General features: G+C 65.1%; 28 protein-coding genes and 1 other RNA gene. 11 read left to right on the top strand and 18 right to left on the bottom strand.

What is annotated here, in order from left to right:
• Positions 1-11: 11 nt before the first annotated feature.
• The 17 genes from tilS to EPO50_RS19310 form a co-directional block, all read right to left on the bottom strand.
• On the bottom strand, positions 12-1,103 hold the full coding sequence (tilS, locus tag EPO50_RS19230) for a tRNA lysidine(34) synthetase TilS (protein ID WP_296346620.1): 1,092 nt from the start codon (positions 1,101-1,103) through the stop codon (positions 12-14).
• Entirely contained in the window at positions 1,100-1,804 is a 705-nt protein-coding gene (ybgF, locus tag EPO50_RS19235) for a tol-pal system protein YbgF (RefSeq protein ID WP_296346621.1), read from the bottom strand. The genes tilS and ybgF overlap by 4 nt, the downstream gene beginning before the upstream one ends.
• 112 nt (positions 1,805-1,916) lie before the next feature.
• The gene (gene pal, locus EPO50_RS19240; protein ID WP_296346622.1) at positions 1,917-2,375 is read right to left on the bottom strand and encodes a peptidoglycan-associated lipoprotein Pal; all 459 of its coding nucleotides are present in this window, start codon (positions 2,373-2,375) and stop codon (positions 1,917-1,919) included.
• 81 nt (positions 2,376-2,456) lie between these two features.
• Complete coding sequence (tolB, locus tag EPO50_RS19245) at positions 2,457-3,794, bottom strand: Tol-Pal system beta propeller repeat protein TolB (RefSeq protein ID WP_296346623.1); 1,338 nt, start codon at positions 3,792-3,794, stop codon at positions 2,457-2,459.
• Between the two features lie 26 nt (positions 3,795-3,820).
• Positions 3,821-4,774, bottom strand: a complete 954-nt coding sequence (locus EPO50_RS19250; RefSeq protein WP_296346624.1) for a hypothetical protein — start codon at positions 4,772-4,774, stop codon at positions 3,821-3,823.
• A gap of 21 nt (positions 4,775-4,795) precedes the next feature.
• Complete coding sequence (gene tolR / locus EPO50_RS19255) at positions 4,796-5,356, bottom strand: protein TolR (RefSeq protein WP_296346625.1); 561 nt, start codon at positions 5,354-5,356, stop codon at positions 4,796-4,798.
• Positions 5,356-6,090 (bottom strand): protein TolQ, encoded by a 735-nt coding sequence (gene tolQ, locus EPO50_RS19260; RefSeq protein ID WP_020696758.1) that lies wholly within the window; start codon positions 6,088-6,090, stop codon positions 5,356-5,358. The genes tolR and tolQ overlap by 1 nt, the downstream gene beginning before the upstream one ends.
• A 25-nt stretch (positions 6,091-6,115) precedes the next feature.
• Complete coding sequence (gene ybgC / locus EPO50_RS19265; protein WP_296346626.1) at positions 6,116-6,607, bottom strand: tol-pal system-associated acyl-CoA thioesterase; 492 nt, start codon at positions 6,605-6,607, stop codon at positions 6,116-6,118.
• Positions 6,604-7,671 (bottom strand): Holliday junction branch migration DNA helicase RuvB, encoded by a 1,068-nt coding sequence (ruvB, locus tag EPO50_RS19270; protein WP_296346627.1) that lies wholly within the window; start codon positions 7,669-7,671, stop codon positions 6,604-6,606. Before ruvB ends, ybgC begins: the two co-directional genes overlap by 4 nt.
• Positions 7,668-8,282 carry a Holliday junction branch migration protein RuvA gene (gene ruvA, locus EPO50_RS19275; protein ID WP_296346628.1) on the bottom strand — a complete coding sequence of 205 codons (615 nt, stop codon included), beginning with the start codon at positions 8,280-8,282 and terminating at the stop codon, positions 7,668-7,670. The genes ruvB and ruvA overlap by 4 nt, the downstream gene beginning before the upstream one ends.
• A complete protein-coding gene (gene ruvC / locus EPO50_RS19280; protein WP_296346629.1) occupies positions 8,279-8,770 on the bottom strand; it encodes a crossover junction endodeoxyribonuclease RuvC in 492 nt (163 codons plus the stop codon). Before ruvC ends, ruvA begins: the two co-directional genes overlap by 4 nt.
• Positions 8,771-8,780: 10 nt before the next feature.
• Entirely contained in the window at positions 8,781-9,539 is a 759-nt protein-coding gene (locus EPO50_RS19285) for a YebC/PmpR family DNA-binding transcriptional regulator (protein ID WP_296346630.1), read from the bottom strand.
• A gap of 302 nt (positions 9,540-9,841) precedes the next feature.
• Positions 9,842-10,648 carry a TIGR00282 family metallophosphoesterase gene (locus tag EPO50_RS19290; RefSeq protein WP_296346631.1) on the bottom strand — a complete coding sequence of 269 codons (807 nt, stop codon included), beginning with the start codon at positions 10,646-10,648 and terminating at the stop codon, positions 9,842-9,844.
• Between the two features lie 3 nt (positions 10,649-10,651).
• Positions 10,652-11,227, bottom strand: coding sequence for a 5-formyltetrahydrofolate cyclo-ligase (locus tag EPO50_RS19295; RefSeq protein ID WP_296346632.1), 576 nt, complete (start codon positions 11,225-11,227; stop codon positions 10,652-10,654).
• A 22-nt stretch (positions 11,228-11,249) separates the two neighbouring features.
• Positions 11,250-11,405: non-coding RNA, 6S RNA (ssrS, locus tag EPO50_RS19300), on the bottom strand.
• A 67-nt stretch (positions 11,406-11,472) separates the two neighbouring features.
• The gene (locus EPO50_RS19305) at positions 11,473-11,808 is read right to left on the bottom strand and encodes a cell division protein ZapA (protein WP_296346633.1); all 336 of its coding nucleotides are present in this window, start codon (positions 11,806-11,808) and stop codon (positions 11,473-11,475) included.
• A 108-nt stretch (positions 11,809-11,916) separates the two neighbouring features.
• On the bottom strand, positions 11,917-12,312 hold the full coding sequence (locus EPO50_RS19310; RefSeq protein ID WP_296346634.1) for a DUF4164 family protein: 396 nt from the start codon (positions 12,310-12,312) through the stop codon (positions 11,917-11,919).
• Positions 12,313-12,377: 65 nt separating this feature from the next.
• Here EPO50_RS19310 and tkt point away from each other — a divergent pair, with 65 nt between their 5' ends.
• Together tkt and gap are read left to right on the top strand one after the other, a co-directional pair.
• Entirely contained in the window at positions 12,378-14,366 is a 1,989-nt protein-coding gene (gene tkt / locus EPO50_RS19315; protein ID WP_296346635.1) for a transketolase, read from the top strand.
• Positions 14,367-14,377: 11 nt separating this feature from the next.
• Entirely contained in the window at positions 14,378-15,382 is a 1,005-nt protein-coding gene (gene gap, locus EPO50_RS19320) for a type I glyceraldehyde-3-phosphate dehydrogenase (RefSeq protein ID WP_296346636.1), read from the top strand.
• Positions 15,383-15,444: 62 nt separating this feature from the next.
• Here gap and EPO50_RS19325 read toward each other — a convergent pair whose 3' ends face one another.
• On the bottom strand, positions 15,445-16,179 hold the full coding sequence (locus EPO50_RS19325) for a GntR family transcriptional regulator (protein ID WP_296346637.1): 735 nt from the start codon (positions 16,177-16,179) through the stop codon (positions 15,445-15,447).
• 132 nt (positions 16,180-16,311) lie between these two features.
• Between EPO50_RS19325 and EPO50_RS19330 the strand changes: the two genes are divergently transcribed.
• The 9 genes from EPO50_RS19330 to EPO50_RS19370 all read left to right on the top strand — a co-directional run.
• Entirely contained in the window at positions 16,312-17,433 is a 1,122-nt protein-coding gene (locus EPO50_RS19330) for an ABC transporter ATP-binding protein (protein ID WP_296346638.1), read from the top strand.
• 16 nt (positions 17,434-17,449) lie between these two features.
• On the top strand, positions 17,450-18,469 hold the full coding sequence (locus EPO50_RS19335) for an extracellular solute-binding protein (protein ID WP_296346639.1): 1,020 nt from the start codon (positions 17,450-17,452) through the stop codon (positions 18,467-18,469).
• Positions 18,466-19,305: an ABC transporter permease gene (locus EPO50_RS19340; RefSeq protein WP_296346640.1), complete on the top strand. Its 840-nt coding sequence runs from the start codon at positions 18,466-18,468 to the stop codon at positions 19,303-19,305. The genes EPO50_RS19335 and EPO50_RS19340 overlap by 4 nt, the downstream gene beginning before the upstream one ends.
• Positions 19,306-19,310: 5 nt before the next feature.
• Positions 19,311-20,132 (top strand): ABC transporter permease, encoded by an 822-nt coding sequence (locus EPO50_RS19345; protein WP_296346641.1) that lies wholly within the window; start codon positions 19,311-19,313, stop codon positions 20,130-20,132.
• Positions 20,133-20,144: 12 nt separating this feature from the next.
• Positions 20,145-20,618 carry an ureidoglycolate lyase gene (locus tag EPO50_RS19350; RefSeq protein ID WP_296346642.1) on the top strand — a complete coding sequence of 158 codons (474 nt, stop codon included), beginning with the start codon at positions 20,145-20,147 and terminating at the stop codon, positions 20,616-20,618.
• Positions 20,619-20,631: 13 nt separating this feature from the next.
• On the top strand, positions 20,632-21,555 hold the full coding sequence (locus EPO50_RS19355; RefSeq protein WP_296346643.1) for a polysaccharide deacetylase family protein: 924 nt from the start codon (positions 20,632-20,634) through the stop codon (positions 21,553-21,555).
• An 11-nt stretch (positions 21,556-21,566) separates the two neighbouring features.
• Entirely contained in the window at positions 21,567-21,899 is a 333-nt protein-coding gene (locus EPO50_RS19360) for a hypothetical protein (protein WP_296346644.1), read from the top strand.
• Entirely contained in the window at positions 21,896-22,819 is a 924-nt protein-coding gene (locus EPO50_RS19365) for an allantoinase PuuE (RefSeq protein ID WP_296346645.1), read from the top strand. The genes EPO50_RS19360 and EPO50_RS19365 overlap by 4 nt, the downstream gene beginning before the upstream one ends.
• Positions 22,820-22,878: 59 nt before the next feature.
• Positions 22,879-23,418: class I fructose-bisphosphate aldolase (locus EPO50_RS19370; protein ID WP_296346646.1), on the top strand; the 540-nt coding region annotated here is incomplete at its 3' end.

Below are 23,418 nucleotides of genomic sequence, written 5' to 3' on the forward strand. Positions count from 1 at the left end.
TTTGCCTTCCGCTAAGTGGGGCTATTCCCAAGATGGGTTGTGTCGACGCTGCCGCAAGCGAAAAAAGCAGCAGGGATGAGAGGCTGGCCTCCCTTCCTGCCATTTTCAGGGCAGACAATCCACAGCAGGCGACGGCTGGTTTCGGCCTGCCGCAGCAAGAATCGACAACCTGACAGCGTAAAATCCTGGCTGCGGCCCGATTTTCCCCGGGCGGGCGTGCTGGAAAGTCGCGCCATGGCCCGGTCGAGCCGGTCCCGCCGCGGCGGATGATCGCCGCCGCCCAGCGCCTGGACGATCCGGCTGACCAGCCGTCGTTGCAGTCCTGCTGGGATTTGCACGAAGCCCACCCGGTCGAGTGCGACCGCCCCCTCCCGGTCGAGCTCCAGCAGCACCACACCGGCTTCAGCCACCTGTGCCTCCTCGTCGGCACGCTGGCCGTCAACCGCAGGCAGGTCTGGCGCGACGACACCCGCAGCCCGCAGGCGCGCCCGTTCGAAGCGGGGGTCCACATTCGAGGGATCGTCGATCCAGGCGATGCGTCGCGCCTGGAGCGTCGCCGACAGCCTCGACCGTGGCACGGCAAGCAACGGCCGGAGCAGCCGAACATCGGGCCATTCGAGCAGCGCCGCCATGCCGGCGAGCCCGTCTGCGCCGCTCTGGCGCGCTGCACGCATGGCCACCGTCTCGGCCTGATCGTCGGCCTGATGGGCGACCAGCAGATGAAGGAGGCCCTGCCGACGACAGGCATCGCGCAGCAGACTATAGCGTGCCTCGCGGGCGGCCTGCTGCAGACCGGTCTCCGGTTTCGGTCCCGTCCAGTGCAGCACCCGGCTCTCGATGGCTTGACCGGCCAGCAGTTGGCAGGTCGCGGCCGCTTCGCGGGCCGCCTCAGAGCGCAGGCCATGATCGACAATGAAAGCGATGGCCTTGCCACCACGCTCGCGCGCCCATTGATCGGCCAGCAACGCCAGGCAAAGCGAATCACGTCCGCCCGAAACGGCAACGGCCAGTTCGGGACGCGCCTCGAAGGGCGCGAACGACGCCATCAGGCGCGCGAATTCAGGACCGTCGACGGGTGGTGAAGCGATAGCCTCGTCGCTCACCCGCAGCCGTTCTTCTGGCGCTCCTGGTCGATCCGACGCTTCTGCAGATCGGTGGCGCGCGGATAGTCCTGGCTGAAGCGGGCGAATATCGCACAGGCATCGGACTTGCGATTGAGCGCCGCCATGGTGATGCCGAGCTTGAGGAGATTGTCCGGCCCTTTGGGGCTCGCCTTGTAGGCCTTGTAGCCTTCGGCGAAGGCCGTCATCGCGTTCTGGTAGTCGCGGCGGGCATAGTAGGTCTCGCCCAGCCAATACTGCGCGTTGCCGGCAAGCTTGTTCTGCGGGTTGCGCTGCACGAAGGTCTTGAAGCCGCGCTCGGCGCCGGCGTAGTCGCCCTCCTGCAGCTTCTTGAAGGCGTCGTCATAGAGCTGGTCGGCGGAACCGCCACCGTGCGAGGGAGCGGCGCTCGGCGCTGGCGCCGCCGCCTGTGCGCCGGGGCGCGGCGCCGGACGGCCACCGCCTCCACCGCCCTTTTCGAGCTGCTCGATGCGGTACTCGTAGTCGGTCTGCATCTTCTCCAGCTGCTGCTGCAGTTGGGCATTGCGATGCTGAAGCTGCTCGATCTGGCCGGTCATCATCGTGATCGACTGCTGAAGTTGGTTGAGCCTGTCCTCGGTGTAGACGTCACCGCGCTGCGCGGCAGCAGCCGTTGGCAGGGCGAAAGCGAGGAGAAGCGCGAGGCGAGACGGGAGGATCTTCATGACTGATGATAGTTTCATACCAAACGCGGCCATTTTCAGGCATGACCGCCCTGCCTCCAAACGAAAACGCCGGTCGCGAGGCGACCGGCGTATGGGCAAAAGGCGAAAGCCCCTATTGCAGCGCACTGACGGCGCGGCGGTTGCGCGCCCAGGCGGCCTCATCGGAGCCGACCGGATCAGGACGCTCCTTGCCGTAGCTGATGGTCTTGAGACGAGCGGCCGGAATGCCCTGGCCGATCAGATACTGCCGCGCCGCGTTGGCGCGGCGCTCACCGAGCGCCAGGTTGTACTCGCGCGTGCCGCGCTCGTCGCAATGGCCCTCGATGGTGACCTGATAGTTCGAGTACTTCTTCAGCCACTCGGCTTGGCGGTTCAGGGTCTGCCGGCCCTGATCGTTGACGGTCGACATGTCGGTGTCGAAAAATACGCGATCGCCGACATTCTGACGGAAATCAGCAACCGAGCCCGGAGTCACGGTCGTGGTCGCAGCAGCCGCCTGCTGCTGGTCGCTGTTGCTGCTGCAGGCTGCGATGAGAACCATCGCAGCGATGGCCGTCAAAGCCTTGATCATGCGCATATGTCGATCCACTCCCTGACAAAATCGACCCGGCGCAGGTAACGCTCGGGCCGACAAAAAAGATCATAGTTTCCGCTATTGCGGAATCAAGGGTGACCAGGCCGGATCCGAAGCATCGGTCGGCGTCGGCACCTGTCGTTCGAAGCGGCCCGTGATGTCGACCTGATGAATCGTCACCGCCCCTGCCCGGCCAGCACCGCTCGGCTGTCCGCGGAAGAACATGAGCACACGACCGTTCGGCGCCCAGGTCGGACCTTCGACCAGGAAGCCGCTGGACAGCATGCGCTCGCCGCTGCCGTCGGGTCGCATCACGCCGATGCCGAAACCACCCGACGAAATCTTGGTGAAGGCGATGAAGTCGCCGCGCGGCGACCAGACCGGCGTGGCATAGCGGCCCTCGCCGAAGCTGATGCGCCGCTCGCCGCCACCACCCGCGCTCATCACATAGAGCTGCTGCGCGCCGCCGCGGTCGGAGTTGAACACGATCTGCGAGCCGTCGTTGGAGTAGCACGGCGAGGTGTCGATGGCCGGCGTGTTGGTCAGGCGCCGAAGCTGCCGGCCGCGCACGTCCATCTCGTAGAGATCGCTGTTGCCGTCGGCCGAAATGCTCATCACGACCTTAGTGCCGTCAGGCGAGAAGCGCGGTGCGAAGCTCATGCCGGGGAAGTTGCCCAGGAGCTCGCGGCGGCCCGAATCGACGTTCTGCAGATAGACGCGCGGCGGCGTGTTGTTCTCGCCGTACGCCATATAGACGATTTCCTGCAGGGTCGGCGAGAAGCGCGGCGTCAGCGCGATGGTGCGGCCATCGGTGATGTAGCGGTTGTTCGCGCCGTCCTGGTCCATGATGGCGATGCGCTTGGTGCGGTTGTTGCCCGGACCGGACTCAGAGACATAGGCCACGCGCGTGTCGAAATAGCCTTCCTCGCCCGTGACGCGCTTGTAGATCGCGTCGGCGATGATGTGGGCGAGACGACGCCAGTTGCTGGGCTGGCTGGTGAAGGAGAGTCCTGTCGCCTGCTGGCCGACCACGACATCCCACAGGCGGAAGTCGACCTTGATGTTGCCGCCGGACGAAGCGACCTGTCCGACCACGAGACCGGCCGCGCCGACCTGGCGCCAGCTCGGAAATTGCGGTGGCGCGGTGGCGTCGACGTTCTGCTGAATGTAGGAGCCCGGCGGAATCACACGGAACAGGCCCGAGTTCTGCAGGTCGTTGCGGATCACACCCGCCATCTGCGCGCCCACCGCATCGCCCTTGAAGTCGACGATGGCGATCGGCACCGGCTCGAATGAGGGCCTCGTCATGTCGATGGTGAGCTGCGCGCGTGCCGGCATTGTCGTTCCGGCTGCAAGTGCAACACCACCCATCATCGTCAAGCGTCGGGGAAGCTTCATCTCGAACCTCGTCTTCATGGGGCGTGGTTATACCGTGAGGGGATTTAGTAGTCGCGTGGATCGAAGTTGAAAGTAATCGTCTTCCAACCGTTGAACTTCTCGGGCGAAAGCGGCCAAGGCTGGCACCGCGGATTCATGATGGCGCGGTGTGCTGCATCGGCCGCAGCACGAAAGACCGGATCGCTGCCGTAGCGTCCGGTATCGCGCACCACGGCTTGCACCGGCGTGCCGTTCTGATTCATGTCGACGACCAGCGTGATGATCATCGCCTGGTCGCGTGCCCCACCCTGCGTGTTCCAGCACGGCCTGATCTTCTGACGCACGCCTTCGATCTCGCTCGCCGTGACGACGGCGGCAAGATTCGGGGCGGCAGGCGCCTGGCGCGTGATCTGCTGCACAGGCTTGGGTTGCTGCTCAGGCGTCTGCACCTTCTGGTTCGACTGCTTGTTCTTCAGGATGTCATCCAGGAGTGCATCAACGCGGTCCGGTTTCGGAGGTTGCGGCTTGGGTGGCGGCGGTTTCGGCGGCTCGGGCTTCTTCACCTCGGCAGGCTTCGGCGGCTCCGGCGGCTTCTTCTCCTCGACCTTGGGCGGCTCCGGCTCCTTGGGCTTCATCGCCACGGCGTCCTCGACCGGCTTCGCGGCTTCGGTCTTGGGCTTCTCCTCGGGCTTGGGCGGCTGCGGTTTGGCCTCTGTCGTCTCCGGCTTCGGCGTCGGAGGTGACGGCGGCGGGTCGGCCGTCTTGGGCGGCGGCGCCTTGGTCGTCTCCTGCGCGATCGGCGCGTCCTTGGGCTGCGGCGGCGGGTTGCCCACCGTCGGAGCCGCAGCCTTCTTGTCGATCGCTTCGAACTCGACCATCACCGGCTCGGGCTCCATCAGCGGCGGCTTGCTGAAGAAGTCGAGATTGAGGATCGCCGCCCCCAGCACGAAGACGTGCACCATCGCCGACACGATGGCCGGTGTGCGCATCTCCAGGCTGGCGGGGTGACGGTCGAACATTCTGCGCTGCGTCTCCCTCGATTAGCGCCGCGGCGTCGGTGCAGGCGTCGGCGCCGGTGCCGGTTGTCCGCGCGGTGCGGCGGGCGCCGGCTGCTGGGCGGGGGCCGGGCTCACCGTTCCCATGCCCTTGCCGAGCGCTTGCGCCTGCTCACCGAGCAAACCGAGCTGGCGGAAGCCGCTTTCGATCACCACGCCCATCACTTCCATCATCTTGCCGTAGTCGACGGCCTTGTCGCCGCGCATGAACACGCGCTGGTCGGGCTTCTCCTCGTGCACGGCCTTGAGCTTGGCGCCGAGTTCGGCGATGTCGAACTTGGTCTCGCCGAGGAAGACCTCGCCCTGCGCATTCACCGACACGACCAGCGGCTCGTCCTTGCCGCCGACCTGCTGGGCGCTGGTCTTGGGCAGATCGACCGGCACGCCCACTTGCAGCAGCGGCGCGGTGATCATGAAGATGATCAGCAATACCAGCATGACGTCGACCAGCGGCGTCACGTTGATGTCGGCGATCGGTGTGTAGCTTCGCCGCCGGAACTTGCTGCCGGTCGAGCCGGCGCCGGCGGCCGGGATGATGCCCGCCATCAGACCTGTTCCTCGAGCTGACGCGACAGGATGGTGATGAACTCACCGGCGAAGGCCTCGAGCTGCTGGGCATAGCGCGAGACCTGGCCCGACAGGATGTTGTAGGCGCCCGCCGCGGGAATGGCGGCGACCAGGCCGATTGCCGTCGCGAACAGCGCCTCGGAGATGCCGGGCGCCACGACCGCGAGCGAGGTGTTCTTCGACTGGGCGATATGGCTGAAGCTGTTCATGATGCCCCACACCGTGCCGAACAGGCCGACAAAGGTGGCGTTGGCGCCGACCGTCGCCAGGAACCCGAGACGCTTTTCGATCGCCTCCATCTCGCGCTGGATGGTGACGCTCATCACCTGCTCGATACGCTGACGGAGTGCCGCACGCGCCGTGGCGCTCGCAGCCAGGCCCTTGGAAACCGAGCGACGCCATTCGCGCATTGCGGCCGAGAAGATGCTCGACATGGGATCGTCCGGCTTGCCGCCGACGCGATCGTAGAGATCCTCCAGCGACACGCCCGACCAGAACGTATCCTCGAAAGCCTGGGCACTGCGCTTCAGCGAGCGCAACCGCAGCACCTTCTCGAAGATGATCGCCCACGACCAGAAGGAAGCCAGCAGGAGCAGGATCATGATCGCTTTGACGACCCAGTCGGCCTGCATGAACAGGCCGTACACGGACATGTCGATCGACCCTGTGCCGCCGCCGAGGGGGGCACCGGCGACCTGCGCAAACGCGTCCATTTTAGTTTCTCCGTTTTTTCAAGGGTTATATCCGAATATGGCGCGAGCGGGGCGAGCCGTTGGACGATCCACCGGATAACCCACTCACAGCGACCTGGGACAAGGCAGTCCGCACGTGCGGCGGCAATCGGACCGGCCGACCGCCATCACCCATGCAGGCAACGACGAGTTCGGCGCGAACCAGGGTTTCTTCACCGCGGCGCGCGTGCTGGAGCATGTCCAGCGAGGCGCCGCGCAATTCGCCACAGCTCGTGACGATCTCGATCGTATCGTCCAGCCGGGCGGGCTTCAGGTAGTCGATGGCACAACGACGCACCACCCAATTGATTCCGCGTTCGTCGCGCAACGCCGAATGCTCCTGCCCCAGCAGCCGCAGCAGCTCAGTACGTCCGCGTTCGAGGAAGCGCAGCCAGTTGGCGTAGTAGACGATGCCCGCGGCGTCGGTGTCCTCGTAGTAGACGCGCAGCGGCAGCACATGGACGCCGCCCTCTATGTTGCCGGAGGTCGGAAGCGTCATCCCTCCTCCTCCGGCGTACCCGTCAGGAGGTCGAACTGCTGCCTCTGCGCTTTCGGCACGGCAATGCCGAGATGGCGGTATCCTGCTTCCGAGAGTACGCGACCGCGGGGCGTGCGCATCAGCAGGCCGAGCTGCATCAGGTAGGGCTCGATCACGTCTTCGATGACGTCGCGCTGCTCGGCGAGCGCCGCCGCCAGGGTCTCGGCACCGACTGGCCCGCCGCCGTAATTCTCGGCGATGCAGGCAAGGTAGCGGCGGTCCATGGTATCGAGGCCGCGGCCGTCGACCTCGAGCCGGGTCAGCGCCGCATCGGCCACCTTGGCATCGACCGTGGCGTTGCCGCCGACCGACGCGAAGTCGCGCACACGGCGCAGCAGGCGGTTGGCGACGCGCGGCGTGCCGCGGGAGCGCTTGGCGATCTCCGCACCGCCATCCTTGGCCATCTGCATCTTGAGGACACGCGCGGCGCGCTGGACGATCGTCTCGAGTTCGGCCGGTTCGTAGAAGATCATGCGCAAGGGAATGCCGAACCGCTCGCGCAGCGGCCGCGTCATCAGGCCCGAGCGTGTCGTGGCGCCAACCAGGGTGAAAGGCGGCAGCTCGATGCGCACGGAGCGCGCAGCCGGCCCCTCGCCGATCATCAGGTCGAGCTGGAAGTCCTCCATCGCCGGATAGAGGACCTCTTCGATTGCAGGATTGAGACGGTGGATCTCGTCGATGAAGAGCACATCGTGCGGCTGCAGGTTGGTGAGCTGGGCGGCGAGATCACCTGCCTTCTGGATCACCGGACCGGACGTCGCGCGGAAACCCACGCCCATCTCGCGCGCCACGATCTGCGCCAGGGTTGTCTTGCCGAGCCCCGGCGGCCCATGGAACAGCACATGGTCCAGCGCCTCGCCGCGCGACTTGGCCGCCGTGATGAAAATCTTGAGGTTCTCGCGGACCTGCTTCTGGCCGATGAAGTCGTCGAGCGTCTGCGGCCGCAGCGCCAACTCCGCAGCATCCTCCTCGGCGCGCTTAGGAGCGACCAGCCGCTCGGGCACCTGTCCCAACTGGGCGTTCATCGCGCAAGCTCCTGCAGGCCGGCCCGGATCACGGCGTCGAGCTTCGCTTCAGCCCCCAGCCGTTGGGCCACTCGTGCCACGGCGCCAAAGGCCTCGACCCGCTTGTAGCCAAGGTTGACCAGCGCCGAGACGGCATCTTCATTGATCGAGCCGCTTGTCGCCGCAGGGCTGTTGGCGTTGGCCGGCGCTGCCGCAGCCGGCGCCACGCCGAAAGCAGCGGCCTTGTCCTTCAACTCCGTCGCAAGGCGCGCGGCGAGCTTGGGCCCCACGCCCGCCGGCCGGCTGAGCGTGGCGCGATCCTGAGCGGCAATCGCACGCGCAATCTCATCGGGCGCCAAAGTCGAGAGAATCGAAAGCGCCACCCTGGCGCCCACACCTTGCACCGTCGTCAGGATGCGGAACCAGTCGCGCTCCGCCGTTTCGAGGAAGCCGTAGAGCGCGATCGCGTCCTCGCGCACGATGGTCTCGACCAGCATCGTCGCCGGCCCGCCAACGGCAAGATCGCGCAGCGTGCGAGCGGAGGCGGAGACGAGGTAGCCGACACCGCCGACATCGATGACGGCGCTGTCGTTGTCGACCGAATCGACCTGGCCTTTCAACTTGGCGATCACTGCGCGGCCTCGATACGACGTGCTGTTGCGCGGTGATGTGCGTGGCAGATCGCGACGGCGAGCGCGTCGGCGGCGTCGGCACTGGCCTCGACGCCTGGCAGCAGGCGGCCGACCATCATGGCGACCTGGCGCTTGTCGGCATGACCTGCGCCCACCACCGACTTCTTCACGAGGTTCGCTGCATATTCGTACACCGGCAGACCTGCCCGCGCCGGCGCCAGCAGCACCACGCCGCGCGCCTGACCGAGCTTCAAGGTCGAACCCGGATTGACATTCACGAAGGTCTCCTCGACCGCAGCCTCGACGGGCCGCTGCGCCTCGACGACGGCAACAATGCCGTCGAACAGTTCATTCAGCCGCTCCGCCAGGCTGCCGGTCGTCGTCACCTTGATGACGCCGTGGCCGACATGGCGCAGCCGGTTGCCTTCGACCTCGATCACGCCCCAGCCAGTGAGGCGAAGGCCGGGATCGAAGCCGATCAGTCTCATCCCGCCCGGCTCAGGCCGCGAACTTGGCCAGAGCGTCGTCCGACACCTCGAAGTTGGCGTAGACGTTCTGGACGTCGTCGTTGTCTTCGAGCGCGGCGATCAGGTCGAGAAGGGTCTGTACCGTGTCGCCCTCGACCGGTGCCCCCGTCTTGGGCCGCCACGTCAGCTTGGCAACCGTCGGGTGCCCCAGCGACTTCTCGAGCGCCTCGCGTACCGAACTGAAGCTCTCCTGGGCACAGTAGATTTCGTGGACCGCTCCCTCGCCTTCGCCGCTCACCACGTCGTCGGCGCCGGCGTCGATCGCCTTCTCCAGCACCTCGTCGGCCGAGCCGACCGACAGCGGGAAGCGGAATTCGCCCAGCCGGTCGAACATGAACGAGACGCTGTTGGATTCACCCAGGTTGCCGCCGTGCTTGGAGAAGATCGACCGCACTTCGCCGGCAGTGCGGTTGCGGTTGTTGGTGAGCGCCTCGACGATCAGTGCGACCCCTGCCGGACCGTAGCCCTCGTAGCGGACCTCGTCGTAGTTGGCGTCTGCATCCGAGCCCGAGCCGCGCTTGATCGCCCGATCGATCGTATCGCGCGTCATGTTGGCTTCGCGCGCCGCGATCATCGCCGCGCGCAGGCGCGGATTGGACGCCGGATCGGCCGCACCCAGACGAGCCGCCGTCGTGATCTCGCGGATCAGCTTGGTGAAAATCTTGGCCCGCACGGCGTCCTGACGACCCTTGCGGTGCATGATGTTCTTGAATTGGGAATGGCCCGCCATCGCCCGACAACCAGATTAAGTGACAGTGAAGGCCCGGCTATACCACTTCTCGTAGGCTTTGGCAGGCTCGGGACCGCTTTAGAGGGCTTCAGGGCAAAAAAAGGCGGGGGCCGAAGCCCCCGCTAAAAAACGTCGGAACCTAGATTCCGACGCCCCCTCTAACCTTGAAGACAGTTCGCCGTACTGGCGAAAAACCGTTTAACATCAAAAGGATGCCGGTTTTTCCCCAGGCCGTCAATGACCGTCTTCAAGACACTTCTAATAGCTATATACGAAGCTTGTGAGATACAAGATGCTGCAGGCTACGTGGTGGGAGCCAGCCGCCCTCCCAGCCGGATCGGCCGGATCGATTTGGCCAGTCCGGTCCGGTCGTCGGTTTCGACAATAGCCGCGCACAAAGTGCCCTCACCCTCGGCCGGCGCCAGCCGTTCACCCGGCATTTTCCGGATGAAACGCTGGATGGCGATCTCCTTCTTCATGCCGATGACACTGTCGTAGTCGCCGCACATGCCAACGTCGGTCTGGTAGGCCGTACCGCCAGGCAACACCCAGCCGTCAGCGGTCGGGACGTGACTATGACTACCCAGCACCGCCGACGCGCGACCGTCACAATAGTGGCCGATCGACTGCTTCTCGCTGGTCGCCTCACCATGGACGTCGATCAGGATGAACTGCGCTGTGTGGCCCAGCGGGTATTTGGCCAATTCTGCCTCAACGGCGCGAAACGGATCGTCCAGCGCATCCATGAACAGACGACACATGACGTTCACGACGACGATCTTGTGGCCGCGTGGTGTCTGGAAAAGATTGGCGCCCCAGCCGGGCGTGCCGGGCGGGAAGTTGACCGGCCGCAACAGGCGCTTGTCCTGTGCGATGTAGGGAATGATCTCGCGCTGATCCCAGGCGTGGTTGCCGGTGGTGATGCAATCGACGCCGACCTCGTGCATCTCGGCGCAGATCTTGGCGGTGATGCCGAAACCAGCGGCCGCGTTCTCGCCGTTGACGACGACGAAATCCAGGCCCAACTCGCGCCGCAGCCGCGGCACTTCCTTGAGAACGACATCGCGGCCGGCCCGACCCACGACATCGCCACAGAACATGACTTTCATAGATTAGACAAAGGCCGAAGCCCGCCGGTCGGTCAACAGCCAATCGAGTCGCTGGTCGCCCGGTTCATGCGGCACTTCGGGCACGAACTGGCCGTCGAAGCCGACACCGATGGCCATCACGTTCCGTCGCTGTCGCAGCACTTCGAGGGTCCGGTCGTAGAAGCCGCCGCCATAACCCAGACGCCAGCCTTCGCGATCGCAGGCCAGCAACGGCACCAGAAGGGCGTCGGGCTCAATGACCTCGCACTGTGTGGAAGGCTGGAGTGTGCCGAACACACCCGCCTCGAGCGCATCGCCTGGCCGCCAGACGCGAAACAGCAGGCGTTGCCCCCGCCCCTGCACGACGGGCAGCGCAATCGTGCAACCGCCGCCGTGTAGCTCGGCCATCAACGGTTTGATGTCGATCTCGTCCTTGATCGGCCAGAAGCCCGAAACGACTGACGGTATCTCGAAGGGCTTCTCGGCGCGCATCGTCGCGATCAACCGCTGCGCTGCGGCGGCACGCGCCGCGTCGTCGAGACTGCGGCGCCAGGCGAGCATGGCCGAACGCAAGGTTCGCTTAGCGTCGATCAGGGTCATGCAGTGGTGGGAAGCAAGGTGGGGCGGCTCCACGATGGGCCGTGGTTCGTAGAACCACCAAGGCCTGCAAAGCAGGTGGGCGTCGTGTGGCCAAGACCAGGGTCAAGGCCAGGAACAACTCCCAGGAGTTCTTATTGGCCCCGGGGTTTTAAGCGAACCACGCACCGCGCAGAATTCCGCCCCGCTCTCAATCTAGGCATTCGGGGCGGCTACCGCAATGTACGCACCTGCGATGCTGACCCGCTTCAGGCCGCGCCGCTGACCTTCTTCTGCATCTTGTCGACGCGCGCGGTGATCAGATCTTCGAGCGCGGTGGCCAGCGTTTCGGCACTGTCGGTCGCCGTGGCGCGCGCGCTTTCGGCGGCCTTGGCGATGCCGCGGGCCTCGCGGCTCTCGTCGGCGAGAAGCAGCGCCGCGAACACCAGCAGCTTGACCTCGGGCGCGCCGGGCGGAAGCTGCAAGCGAAGCTCGCTCACCTTTTCGTCGACATACGCGGCCAGTTCCTGGACGCGCGCTTCCTCGCCTTCACCACAGGCGAGCTCATAGGTACGACTGGCGATCTGAATCGAAACCTGCGGCATTTTCCGCGTCTCCTGTTTTTTGCGCCGTATTCGGCGTTTGAGGGGAGACACACTCTGCCACGTCGCGTTTGGTAACGCACCCCTACATCTGGGGTTAGCAGGGGATCGTTACTGCTGGTCGGCCGCGAGCAGCGAGCGGATGTATTCCATCGCGCGTTCGAGACGGCCTTCGACTTCGATCGCGACTCTCTTCAGCTCGTCGTGCTGGCGTTCGAGCTTGTCCAGGCGCTGAGCGAGTTCATCGGCGCGCACGCGTTCGACGCGCAGCCGCTCGTCGACCATCGACTCGAGCCGGCTCAGCGCATCGTCGACGCGATCCTTCGCGCTGGCCTTCGCACTGGCTGAACTGGACATCTTTCCCCCGCCAGAGGACGGCAGTGGTTCGCCCGGCTGCATCTGCTCCATCGTTGAAGGATAAGTGGTGCGCCTGTTAGCGGTCAACATCTTGAGGCAGATGCACGCAATCTCCCGCAATATCTTGGTTTCGCTGGCGGTTTTGCGCATTGACGCGCCATGGGGTGGTCGGCATGTTGCGCGCCATTCGAAAAAGCTTACGTAATAAGGACAAAATGACTGAACAGACCGCCGCCTCGCGCGACATGGCGAACGCCATCAGGGCCCTGTCCATGGACGCCGTGCAGCAGGCGGACTCCGGCCACCCCGGCATGCCGATGGGCATGGCTGACGTTGCAACGGTGCTGTTCACGAAGTTCCTGAAGTTCGACGCCTCGGAGCCCAACTGGCCCGATCGCGACCGCTTCATCCTCTCGGCCGGCCACGGCTCGATGCTGCTCTACTCGCTGCTGCATCTCACCGGCTACGCCGACATGACGCTCGACGAGCTGAAGAAGTTTCGTCAGCTCGGCAGCCGCACCGCCGGTCATCCCGAATATGGCCATGCCAGCGGCATCGAGACGACAACGGGTCCGCTCGGCCAGGGCCTCGGCAACTCGGTGGGCTTCGCCCTCGCCGAGCGTCTGCTCGAAGCGCGCTTCGGCCGCGACCTCGTCGATCATTTCACTTACGTGATCGCCGGCGACGGCTGCCTGATGGAAGGTATCGGCCAAGAAGCGATCACTCTGGCCGGCCATCTCGGCCTCGGCCGCCTGATCGTGCTGTTCGACGACAACGGTATCTCCATCGACGGCCCGACATCGCTCTCGACCTCTGAAGATCACAAGAAGCGCTTCGCCGCCGCGGGCTGGCATGTGCTCTCGGTCGATGGCCATGACGCCGAAGCCGTCACCCGCGCCATTCGCAAGGCGCGCAACGTCACCGACAAGCCCTCGCTGATCGCCTGCAAGACGGTGATCGGCTATGGCGCACCGACCAAGGCCGGCACTGCCGCCACCCACGGCTCACCGCTGGGCAAGGACGAGATCGCCGGCGCCCGCGAGAAGCTCGGCTGGAACCACGGCCCGTTCGACATTCCCGAAGCGGTGTTCAGCGCCTGGCGCAAGGTCGGTGCGCGCGGCAAGACGGCTCGTCGCAAGTGGACCAAGCGCCATGCCGAGATGCCGGCCGAGGATCGCGCCGAGTTCGATCGCCGCATGAAGGGCGACATCCCCGCCGCCGTCGGCGAGGCCGTTGCCGCCTTCAAGACCAAGATCGCCGCCGACAAGCCCGCCTGGGCCACGCGCAAGTCGAGCCAGGAAGTGCTCGAGGTCATCAACCCGGTGCTGCCCGACACGATCGGCGGCTCAGCCGACCTCACCGGCTCGAACAACACCAAGACCGCGACCCTGAAGGCCGCGACCAAGGCCGATCCAGCCGGCCGCTACGTCTATTACGGCATCCGCGAGCATGCGATGGCCGCAGCGATGAACGGCATGGCGCTGCATGGCGGCGTCATCCCCTACGGCGGCACCTTCATGGTGTTCACCGATTACTGCCGGCCGTCGATCCGCCTCTCGGCGCTGATGGGCGTGCGCGTCATCTATGTGATGACCCACGATTCGATCGGCCTCGGCGAAGACGGCCCGACGCACCAGCCGGTCGAGCATCTGGCCGCCCTGCGCGCCATTCCCAACCTGAACGTGATGCGCCCGGCCGACGCCATCGAGACGGCGGAGTGCTGGCAGATTGCGCTCGAAGCGAAGAAGACGCCCAGCATCATCGCGCTGAGCCGCCAGAACCTGCCGACGGTGCGCGATGCCGGTGACAGCAATCGCTCGGCGCGCGGCGCCTACATCCTGGCGGGCGACGCTTCGGCGCCGATCCGGCTGATCGCGTCGGGCTCGGAAGTGCAGCTCGCGCTCAGTGCACGCGATCTCCTCGCCCAGGAAGGGCTCTCGGCGGCGGTAGTCTCGATGCCGTCGTGGGAACTGTTCGAGGCCCAGGACGATACATATCGCAACGAGGTCATGGGCGGCGACGGTACGGTGCGTGTCGCCTGTGAAGCGGCAGCCGGCTTCGGCTGGGAACGCTGGCTCGGCGCCCGAGGCGCCTTCGTCGGCATGAAGGGCTTTGGCGCCTCAGCCAAGGCTTCGGATCTCTACAAGCATTTTGGCATCACCGCCGAGGCGATCGCCGCTGCGGCGCGTCAACTGACACAATAACGGAGGGACCAATGGCTGTTCGGGTTGCAATCAACGGCTTCGGCCGCATCGGCCGCAATGTCATGCGCGCCATCATGGAATCGGGCCGCAAGGACATCGAGGTCGTGGCGATCAACGATCTCGGCCCGGTCGAGACCAACGCCCACCTCTTCCGCTTCGACTCCGTGCATGGCCGCTTCAACGGCGAAGTGAAGGTCGACGGCGACACGATCGATGTCGGCCGCGGCAAGATCAAGGTCACGGCCGAGCGTGACCCGTCGAAGCTGCCGCACAAGGCGCTGGGCGTCGACATCGCGCTCGAGTGCACTGGCTTCTTCACCTCGAAGAAGGCGGCTTCGGCCCATGTCGAAGCCGGCGCCAAGCGCGTGCTGGTCTCGGCTCCCGCCGACGGCGCCGACCTCACGGTGGTCTATGGCGTGAACCACGACAAGCTCACCAAGGACCACATCATCGTCTCCAACGCCTCGTGCACGACCAACTGCCTCGCGCCGGTCGCCAAGGTGTTGAACGACGCGGTCGGCATCGACCACGGCTTCATGACGACGATCCACGCCTATACCGGCGACCAGCCGACGCTCGACACGATGCACAAGGATCTCTATCGCGGCCGTGCGGCGGCGCTGTCGATGATCCCGACCTCGACGGGTGCGGCCAAGGCCGTCGGCCTCGTGCTGCCGGAGCTGAACGGCAAGCTCGACGGCGTGTCGATCCGCGTGCCGACGCCCAACGTCTCGGTCATCGACTTCAAGTTCGTCGCCAAGCGCAAGACGGACAAGGACGAGATCAACAAGGCCGTGAAGCTCGCGGCCGCCAACCAGCTCAAGGGCATCCTGGGCTGGACCGACTCGCCCAACGTCTCGATCGACTTCAACCACGATCCGCATTCGTCGACCTTCCACATGGACCAGACCAAGGTCATGGAAGGCACGCTGGTGCGCGTGATGAGCTGGTACGACAACGAGTGGGGCTTCTCGAACCGCATGGCCGACACGGCCGTCGCCATGGGCAAGCTCTAATCTCTCGGACATCCGGCCTTCGGGCCGATACGGACAAGACCGCGGGCCTAAAACCCGCGGTCTTATTTTTTGGGCACCCGCCGGAACGCCGCTTCCAGCGTCGGCGGGCTCGGCGGCGGCTCCCAAGCAACCTGCATCTCCACCAACCCCATCAGATGGTCGAGCATCAGCTTACTCGCTTTGCGACCATCGCGCGCCAGGATTGCCTTCACGATGTCGCCGTGATCGTGCGGGCCGGCGCAATTGTGGAAGCTCTGCGGGGCCGCCAGCGAGAAATGCATCGTCGCGCGGTTCAGCACACCTCGCAGCATCTTCATGAGCTGTTCGTTGTGGCAAAGCTCCGCCAACAGCACGTGGAACTCGCCTGCCAGGTCGAATAGCCGGCCACGATCGTCGGTGCGGATGGCGAACCTCTCTTCACCGATGTGCGCCTTCAGGCGTCGCGCGGCCTCGGCCTCGTACCCAGCGGCGAGCCGACGCACGATGGCACCCTCCAGCATCGCGCGCACATCGTAGATTTCTCGCACTTCCTCGTTCGACAGCATCGGCACGAAGGTTCCGCGATTTGGCACCGCCTCCAACCAACCCTCGTGGACCAATCGGTGCAGCGCCTTGCGCACGCGCTCGCGGCTGACCTTGAGGAGGCGCCCCAGAGCCGCTTCGCGCAACTTTGTTCCGGGCTGCAAGCGCCCCATTAGCAGGGCTTGGCGAATTGCCTCGTAGACAGCACGATCGGCGGCGACATCACCCTTGCGCCGTCGCATCGAGGAGCGGTTTGCTTTGGTTCGAGCTTTCATAATGTGCACATTATGCCAAAGTTTGTGCACAAACTGGGCCATCACAAAGTCGAATCCACTTTCACTCCAAGTGAACCGGCGTTTATCATCCTGGCACGCACATTGCCTCGTGCTTCGGGAGGGAGTGCCGACATGAAGTCGACGAGCCAGAACACAACAGCCGCATCGCTGAGCCAACCGGCGGCGCGGACACTCGATGTCGAAGAGCTGAGCGTGCGCTATGGCGCGTCGTTGGCGGTCGACGGCGTCAGCCTGGCCATCGAGCCTGGCGAGGTCGTGGCTCTCCTCGGTCCGTCGGGCTGCGGCAAGACCACTTTGCTGCGCGTCATCGCGGGTTTTGTACGTCAGGCGTCTGGCCGTGTTCGCGTCGACGGCACACCGATCGACCATCTCCCCGCCAATCGACGCAACATCGGTATCGTCTTCCAGAACTATGCGCTGTTCCCGCATATGACGGTGGCGGAGAACGTGGCCTACGGCCTGCGCGCCCGTGGCGTCGCAAGTGCGGAAATCCAGTCTCGGATCGGGCGCTTCCTCGACATCGTCCAGCTCGGCGCCTTTCGCGAGCGTCTGCCGCGCCAGCTCTCGGGCGGCCAGCAGCAGCGCGTGGCGCTGGCCCGCGCCCTTGCCGTCGAGCCCTCCATTCTTCTGCTCGACGAACCTTTTGCAGCGCTCGACCGCAACCTGCGTCTCGACATGCAGATCGAGGTCAAGCGCCTGCAGCGCACGCTTGGTCTCACGACCATCCTGGTGACGCACGACCAGGACGAAGCCATGAGCGTAGCCGACCGCATTGCGGTCATGAACAAGGGCAAGGTCGAGCAGTTCGACACGCCCGTCGCGATCTACGACCGGCCGCAGACGCTATTCGTCAATGGCTTCATCGGCACGACGAATCTCCTGAATGGCAAGGTCGCAGCCATCGACGGAGGCAGCACGAAGGTAAAGCTCGATGCCGGCGCAACCGTGACATTGCTCACGCGCCCCGACATCCGTCCCGGCTCTTCCGTGCTCCTGTCGGTGCGGCCGGAGCAACTGACGCTGTCCTCGACTCCAAGCCCGAGCGCATGGCGCGTCGAACCCGGTCTCAGCCTGCCGCTCGGCGCCCAGCTCGTGCACGAAGCCCGTACGATCGATGGTGCCAACCTCAAGATCGTCGAACCTCGACGCGCTGCGCCCGTCGAATCCGGTCGCATCTATTGCACGCTCGCATCCGACGCTCACCCTTCTTTGTTCCCGCATTCCACCTCATGACGATGGAGTGATATCCATGTTCAGTCGCAGAAGCCTGCTCGCCGGCGCCACCGCGCTCGGCGGTGCCTCTCTCCTTCCCGCTATCGCCCATGCCAAGGGCAGCGTCGCCTCGGCGATCTATCCCGGCACCTGGGAGGAGGCCTATCGCGCCATCGTGGCGCCGGCGTTGAAGAAGAAGGACGCGGTCGACCTCGAACTGCAGCCGCTGTTCGCCGTCGACCAGATCGCCAAGGCCAGGGCCGCACGCGGCGCGCCGCCGTTCGATACCTTCGTGCTCGATCCCGGTCCGCGCATCACCGGCATCGAGGGCGGTCTGTTCGACAAGTTCGACGGCAAGAAGATCACCAACGCCTCGAAGCTGCCGGCCGGCACGATCGACGACTGGGGGATCGCCGTCAGCGCCCAGGTCGTAGGCATTGCCTACAATCCCAAGAAGGTGCCGGCGCCCAAGGGCTGGAAGGATCTGTTCACCGATCCCTGGGTCTCGAAACTCGGCCTCACCGGCTTCCAGACCACCTTCGGCACCGTGTCGCTGATCGAGATCGCCAAGATCTTCGGCGGCTCGGAGACCAACATCGAACCCGCCCTGGTCGAACTGAAGAAGGTCCTGCCCAAGGTGGCAGCCGTCGGCCAGCCGGCGGCGATGCCGAGCCTCTTCCAGCAAGGCCAGTGCGACGTGATGTACACCAACACCCAGACGGTCGCGACGCTCAAGGGCCGCGGCGTCGACATTGAGTTCGTGAAGCCCGAGACCGGTGCCATCACCTTCTTCACCACGCTGCATATCGCCAAGGGTTCGGCCGAAGTCGCAAACGCCTACAAGTACTTCGACGTCGCCCTCAGCAAGGACGTGCAGGAAGCGCTGACCAAGCCGCCCTACAACCTGGTCCCGGTGAACAAGGATGTCCCGCTTCCCGCCGACCTGCCGATGAAGAACCTCGACGAGATGGCGACCTACGTCCAGCACGACTGGGCGAAGATCAATCCGCTGCGCGCCAGCTGGATCGAGAAGTTCAACAAGGAAATGGCGAAGTGACCAAGGCCGCAGAGTGGCAGCTCGCGCTGCCACTCGCGCTCTGCTTCGTCTCGCTGTTCCTGGCGCCGCTCCTGCTCCTGATCGGCGTCAGCTTCTTCGACGATGACAAGATCACCCAGCCGGGCTTCGGCCAGTGGGTCAAGTTCTTCGGCGATCCCTTCAGCTACAAGGTGATCGTCGACACGCTGCTGCTCGGCGTGAAAACCGTCTGCGCGACCGTCCTGCTCGGCTATCCGCTGGCGCTGGTCTATCTCGACGCGCCGCCGCGCCTGCAGAAGGTGCTGATCTTCATCATCGTCATGCCGCTCCTGCTGTCCGTCGTGGTCCGCACCTTCGCCTGGATCGTGATGCTGGGCCGCGACGGTGTGATAAACCAACTATTGCTCAGTCTCGGCATCATCTCCGAGCCGTTGAGGCTCCTGCAGACCGAACTTGGCCTCGTGATCTCGCTCACCCAGATCGAAATGCCGTTGATGCTTCTGCCGCTGATCAGCGTCATGTCGCGGCTTGATCCGAATCTGCGCGACGCTTCAGCGGCACTCGGCGCCTCGCGCTGGCGCACACTCTTTACGGTGATCGTGCCGCTCAGCATGCCGGGGCTGGTCGCGGGCTGCCTGCTGGTGTTCGCCAGCTCGACGACGGCGTTCATCTCGCAGACCGTGATCGGCGGCGTGCGGCTGATCTACCTGCCCCTGCTCATCTGGCAGCAGTCCCTGGTCGTCTTCAACTGGCCCTTCGCGGCCGTGGCCTCGATTGCCTTGCTGGTCTCCGTGCTCACGGTGGTGAGTGCGCTTTCCTGGCTCGGCCGGCGCTCCAGCGGGCATCTCCAAGGGTAGACAATATGGGCAGGCAACGCTCCCTGGCTGACCTTTCCTACACCCTGGTGATCGGCACGCTTGCGCTGCTGGCGCTGCTGATCATCGTGGTGCCGGTGGTGATCGTGCTCACGACGTCGTTCACCGAGGGGCGCTCGCTGAAGTTCCCGCCAACCGGCTTCTCGTTGCAATGGTATGCGGAGCTGTTCGATCCCGTGAAGTCGCGGCAGATCCATCGCGCCGTCTACAATTCGCTGGAAGTGGCGGCCTGGTCGACCGCGCTCGGCGTGCTCCTGGGCAGCATGGCGGCCCTCGGGCTGGCGCGCAGCCGCCACAAGCTCGCCCGGGTCGGCGACAGCTTCTTCATGTCGCCTCTGGTGTTGCCCGGCCTCACTTTCGGTCTGGCGGCGCTGATGTACTTCACCCTGATCGGGCTCAGGCCATCGCTGAACCTGATCATCGCCGGCCACATGATCGTCACCGTGCCCTTCATCCTGCGCACGACGACTGCGAGCATCTCGCAGCTCGATCCGGCGCTGAACGATTCGTCACAGAGCCTGGGCGCAAGCTGGTTCTACACTCTGCGCCGCGTGACCCTGCCGCTGATCGCACCTGGCATCTTCGCTGGCGCGTTCCTGGCCTTCATGGCCTCGATCGACAACGTGCCGGTGTCGCTGTTCCTCTCGACGGCACGCACCGACATGCTGCCGATCCGCATGTGGGGCATGATGGAATCCACGCTCGATCCGCGTATCGCCGCTGTGTCGGGCGTGTTGATCGCTGCCTCGTTCCTGCTGATGCTGATCATGGAATGGACGGTGGGACTCACCCGCCGCATGCGCGACTGACGAGGAAACCCCATGGAACTCATACCGCAGCCTCTGACGAAGGAGGCCTTCGCGCCCTTCGGTGACGTGATCGACGTGCCCGAGGCACCCGGCCGCACCTACTACAACGATGCACTGGGCAATCTGCGGCCCGATGCCCAGGCGAACCTGTCGCTCAGCCTGAAAGCCGAGACACCGGACCGGCCGCTGCGCTCCGATTACATGGAGCGTCATGAGTTCTCCTCACAGACCTTCGTGCCGCTCGATGTCGAGCGCTGGCTGATCGTCGTGGCGCCACACGCCTCGGCCGGCGGGCCGGACGTGACAGGCATGAAGGCGTTCATCGCGACCGGACGCCAGGGCGTCACCTACCGACCCAACACCTGGCACCACGGCCTCACCGTGCTCGACCGGCCGGGCCGCTTCGCCGTCTTCATGTGGCTCGACGGCGGCAAGGGCGACGAGGAGTTCGTGCCGGTGCCGCCTTTCTCCATTCGTATTCCCTGATCGGAGTTTGATGATGCCTTACGACGTCCGCCGCGATTTCATCGGCTACGGCGCCAATCCGCCGAATCCCAAATGGCCCAATGGGGCGCGGATCGCGGTCAACTTCGTCATGAATTACGAGGAAGGCTCCGAGCCTTCGATGCAGGACGGCGAAGGCCATACCGAAATCGGCCTCACCGACGCCGGCCGTATGGGCCAGACGATCCAGGGCCGCGACCTCGCCGGCGAAGGCCTGTTCGAGTATGGCAGCCGGGTCGGCTTCTGGCGGCTGATGCGACTCTTCCAGGAACGCAACCTGCCGATGACGATCTTCGGCTGCGCGCTCGCGATGGAGCGCAATCCCGACGCGTCGGCCGCGATTGCCAAGGCGGGCTTCGATGTCTGCTCGCATGGATACCGCTGGATCAAGCACTACGAACTCAGCGAGGCCGACGAGCGCGAGCATATCCGTAAGGCGATCGCCACGATCCAGAAGATGACCGGCGAACGGCCACTAGGCTGGTATTGCCGCTATGGACCCAGCGTGAACACGCGGCGGCTGGTCGCCGAGGAAGGCGGCTTCCTCTACGACAGCGACTATTACGGCGACGAGCTGCCCTTCTGGGTCACCGTCGACGGCAAGCAACAGCTCGTCGTGCCCTACTCCATCACCAACAACGACGGCCAGTTCGCCGCTTCCATCGGCACGTCGGACCAGTGGTTCTCCTTCGTGCGCGATGCCTTCGACATGCTCTATCGCGAAGGCGCGACGCAGCCCAAGATGATGTCGGTCGGCCTGCACATGCGCCTGATCGGCCATCCCGCCCGCGCGGTCGGGCTGGAGCGCCTGCTCGACCATATCCAGAAGCACGAGGGGGTCTGGGTGACGCGTCGCCTCGACATCGCCAAGCACTGGATCAAGACGCATCCCTATCCCGGCAAGGGACTGAATGAGTAGTATCGTCCGCGATGGCGGGCGACTTCGAAGTAGTACACGACTGGCGGCAGACAGAAGCCGCGTTGTTGGCCGCGCGCGCCAACGGCACGGCACCCGTCCTGCTGACACCTGAAGATGCCGCGTCGCGTTACGGCGCGGGCTATCTCGGCGCGTTGCAGGCCCGCGCGCGGCGGGAATTTCCCGACGTTGCTTTCACGCTGATCGTCGATTGCGGCGATGCGCCGGGCTACGCGCTCGCCTGCCTGCGCGCCGGCGTCATGCGAATCTCGATGCGCACCTGGAACGACAAGATCGCCGACATCGCCCGTCAGATGGGTGCCGAACTGGTGAGGAGACCGACATGAGCTGGCAACCGACCCGCGACTTTATCGGCTACGGCGCCAACCCACCCGATCCCAAATGGCCGGGCGGCGCGCGGATCGCGTTGAACTTCGTCGTGAACTACGAGGAAGGATCCGAGCCCTCGATGCAGGACGGCGAAGGCTACACCGAGACCGGCCTCACCGAGTCGAGCACGTCGTCGGTCGGCCTGAAGGGCCGCGACCTCGCGGGCGAAAGCATGTTCGAATTCGGCAGCCGGGTCGGCTTCTGGCGCATCCAGCGCGCCTTCCTCGAACGCGGCCTGCCGCTCACCGTGTTCGGCTGTGCCCTGGCGCTCGAACGCAATCCGTCGGCCGCCGAGGCGATCCGCGCCGCGGGCTGGGATGTCTGCTGCCACGGCTGGCGCTGGGTGCGCCACTTCCAGCTCTCGGAAGAAGAAGAGCGCGAGCATATCCAGAAGGCGATCACGTCGCTGAAGAAGACGGTCGGTGAGCGACCGGCCGGCTGGTACTGCCGCTATGGCCCCAGCGTGAACACCCGTCGTCTGCTGGTCGAGGAAGGCGGCTTCACCTACGATTCGGACTATTACGGCGAGGAACTGCCCTTCTGGCAGACGGTCGAGGGCAAACCGCATCTGGTGGTGCCCTATTCGCTCACCAACAACGACGGCAAATATGCTGCCGGCATGGTCCATTCCGACCAGTGGTTCGGGCTGGTCCGCGATGCCTTCGACGTCCTCTACCGCGAGGGCGCCACGGCCCCCAAGATGATGTCGGTCGGCCTGCACCAGCGGCTGATCGGCCATCCGGGCCGGATGGCGGGCCTGTGGCGGTTCCTGGACCACGTCCAGAAGCACCAAGGCGTCTGGGTCACTGGCCGTCTGGACATCGCCAAACACTGGATTGCCACACATCCCTACGCCGGCAAGGGCTTGAACGAATAGCCCTCCGCCGCTATCACCGGCCCCGATTCCGGTCGAATGAACTGCTTGGGAGCTGGCCCGTGAAGATTACCCGTACCGTCAAGAAGATCCTCGACAACTACGAGAGCGATTGCCCCGGCACCAAGGCCAACCTGGCCCGCATCCTGATGCACGGCCGCCTGGGCGGTTCGGGCAAGATGGTGATCCTGCCGGTCGACCAGGGCTTCGAGCATGGCCCGGCCCGCTCCTTCGCACCAAACCCCGACGCCTACGATCCGCACTACCACTACCAGCTCGCCATCGACGCCGGGCTGAACGCCTACGCAGCCCCACTCGGCCCGCTCGAGGCCGGTGCCGATACGTTCGCCGGCGCCATCCCGACCATCCTCAAGGTCAACTCGGCGAACTCGCTGTCGACCAACAAGGATCAGGCCGTCACCGCCTCGGTGATGGACGCGCTGCGTCTCGGCTGCTCGGCGATCGGCTTCACGATCTATCCGGGCTCGGAAGACCAGTACGAGATGATGGAAGAGATCCGCGAGATGTCGGAGGAGGCCAAGTCGGTCGGCCTCGCCGTCGTCATGTGGTCCTATCCGCGCGGCGGCAAGCTCGACAAGGCG

Origin of the sequence: Reyranella sp., assembly GCF_004297405.1 — a bacterium.
Taxonomy (GTDB): Bacteria; Pseudomonadota; Alphaproteobacteria; order Reyranellales; family Reyranellaceae; genus Reyranella.